Source organism: Streptomyces sp. NPDC005574 (genome assembly GCF_040605435.1).
GTDB lineage: Bacteria > Actinomycetota > Actinomycetes > Streptomycetales > Streptomycetaceae > Streptomyces.
On sequence record NZ_JBEXCW010000250.1, the window covers coordinates 1 to 2,586 of the forward strand.

At 61.6% G+C, this 2,586-nt stretch carries 4 protein-coding genes; all 4 read left to right on the forward strand.

Going from position 1 to position 2,586, the window contains the following annotated elements:
- The first annotated feature begins 669 nt into the window (after positions 1-669).
- Positions 670-1,083 carry a hypothetical protein gene (locus tag ABZT03_RS43715; RefSeq protein ID WP_356049816.1) on the forward strand — a complete coding sequence of 138 codons (414 nt, stop codon included), beginning with the start codon at positions 670-672 and terminating at the stop codon, positions 1,081-1,083.
- A 372-nt stretch (positions 1,084-1,455) separates the two neighbouring features.
- Positions 1,456-1,617: a YciI family protein gene (locus ABZT03_RS43720; RefSeq protein ID WP_356049822.1), complete on the forward strand. Its 162-nt coding sequence runs from the start codon at positions 1,456-1,458 to the stop codon at positions 1,615-1,617.
- Positions 1,618-1,929: 312 nt separating this feature from the next.
- A complete protein-coding gene (locus ABZT03_RS43725; protein ID WP_356049818.1) occupies positions 1,930-2,220 on the forward strand; it encodes a transposase in 291 nt (96 codons plus the stop codon).
- A partial coding sequence (locus ABZT03_RS43730) for an IS3 family transposase (protein ID WP_356049820.1) occupies positions 2,217-2,586 on the forward strand: 370 nt, incomplete at its 3' end. The genes ABZT03_RS43725 and ABZT03_RS43730, both read left to right, overlap by 4 nt.

Consider the following 2,586-nt stretch of genomic DNA (forward strand, 5'->3'; position numbering starts at 1 on the left):
CGACACGCGACGGCCCCATCCCCAACCATCAGGGACAAAAGGGGCGAACCGACCAACCGGTCAGCAGCTCACAACCCCTGACGAATCGAGGCCAACAAGTTGACAACGCCCTTACAAGCTCCCCGAACAGCCAGCAGTGACCACTCTCGTGCGACCCCATGCCTCCATCAACACACCGAAGAACGAAGCAGCTTGACAAATCATTGCAAAACATAACTTTCTGGCATTGAGTACGCAGATTCGTGTTCCCACCGCTGGTGGTAGAGGCCCACCAGCACGGCCGCCGGGTAGCGGCCGGCGTCGGTCAAGCTGGTGACCAGCCGGTAGGCAGACTTGACCACGGCTGCACAGAGCCAAGAACCGGGAGGTCCAAAGCGTGAGAAACCGGAGTACTTCAATTGCCCGGTCATTTTATTGCGGCCAGCTGGCTCCGTACATGGACGCCGTGGTGCGGGCGTTCGGCTGCGGTCTGTGAGTGCTGCCATGACATGAGTAGCAACTACTCGTGCTTCAGGAGGTAGCCGCTCGTCTTATGGAGCCATGAATCTGCGAAGCAGTGTCCACCGTGTTGTTGCAGGGGTATGCGCTGCCGGATCGGTCATAGTGCTCACTGCAGGGTGCCAGGGGACACCTACGTCTTCACATTCGGGGGCTGATCGTTCCCGCAGTGTGCAGCGGGAGACGGAGCCAACTGCTGAGGACGCGACGGCAGCCGTGGATCCGTGTGCTCTTGTATCAGTCACGGATCTCTCCAGCATCCTGGCAACCGCAGTTATCAAGCAGGCAGGACCCCTCGAGGAGTTCCGGGGCAAGTCGTGCAAGTACACATTCTCGGACGGCAGCGCTGTGGGTGAGGGCACCATGGCCATCACAACGTGGCACGGACAGTCATTCTTCTCGCCGGAGACCCTCGGTATAGGTGAGGTCAAGGGCATCGGAGACGAAGCGGCTTCAGGAAATGGTGTCACCATGGTCCGAAAGGGTGAGACCGTCCTCCAGGTGCAAATCCTCTCCCCAACGAAAAAGCAGGACAGTCTTAAAGTGGGCCGAGCAGCCACCAGTGCTCTGCCAAAAGATCCGTAGAGCTCCTCGCGTGATCCCAAGGATGTGAACCGGCGAACCGTAGCTGGCGTGACAATTTGTCCGGCCACCGCAACCGACATTTCGGCCCGAATGCTGCTCTATCAATATGTGGCAGTCGAAGAACGTCGCCAGGCCCTACGTAGTGAAGCAGCATAACGGATCGCGCGAGTACGACAGCATCATGTGGAATGAGAGACCTTCGAAACGCCCACCGTGTTGTCCGGCGGAAGCGTGATCCGTCAGGATCGACCTCGTCGATGGTCAACTTGGCAAGGACTACGCCGCCTACGCGGCCGCCTACGCGGCCGCGGTCGTGCAAGCGGGTGCAATGGAGGCGGGCAGAAGCTGCAGCCGTCGGCCACTGCGACCACGGTGGCTATCCGTGGGAGTCAGCGCCTGGTCACCGATGGCCCATTCGCCGAGGCTCGTGAGCAGCTGGGTAGATTCTTCGTACTGGAGTGTGCCGATTGGGCGGCGCACTGTCCGAGCGCGGGTCACGGCACGGTGGAGGTGCGTCCGGTGATGCCCACCTGATTGGCGGCGAGGGGCTCGGGCGGATCTTCCGGTCGAGCACGGCCTGGTCCTGGCCCGGCTGGTGAGCCTCCTTGGCGATCTGGACGTCGCTGAGGAGACTCAGCCGACGCGAGGAACTCAACGGCAGGGCGTAGGACATCGAGCGTGGCAAACCAGCGGGATGCCCCGTTCGTCACGCCACCGTCAACACCGCCCCGCCACCTCACCCGCCAGCCGTACACATGGAAAAAGCTCAGGTGAGGTGACCTGAGGCGCCCCGAAGTTTCCGGACAGTGGTCCCACTACAGTGGGTCTGTTCGGAAAGGGAATCGGTTGTCGCAGAAACGCAGGAAGTTCACTCCTGAATATCGGGGAGAGGCTGTGAAAATGGTGCTCGAGACGTCGCGTCCGGTCGCCCAGGTCGCCCGGGAACTCGGACTTGTCGAAGGCACACTCGGGAATTGGGTCAACGCCTACCGTCGTGAGCACGCGGGAGAGGAGCCGCCTCTCACAGTGGATGAACGGGCACGGCTCCGCGAGCAGGAACGCGAGCTGAGGGAACTGCGGCAAAAGGTCGCTTTCCTGGAAAAAGTCGCAGCGTACTTTGCCAAGGATCCTCGGTGAGCGACAAGTTCGAGTTCATCGATGCCGAGTGCGCGATCTTCATCACGAACACCGAAGAGCTACCGTCGGTCGCGAAGATGTGTGACTGGCTGGAAGTGTCCCGCTCCGGATTTTACGAATGGCGGAGCCGGCCGCTTTCGGCGACCGCCCGGCGACGGGAGGACCTGAAATTAATTATCACCAAGTCCTTCGAGGATTCCGACGGCACCTACGGCTACCGGCGCGTCCACGCCGATCTCACTGCCTGGGGCGTGGCCTGCGGGCCTGAACTCGTGCGTGACCTCATGCGGGAGCTGGACCTGCAGGCATGCCAGCCACGGCCCTGGCGCCACAGTCTCACGGAGAACGACGGCCGGGCCGGCCCGA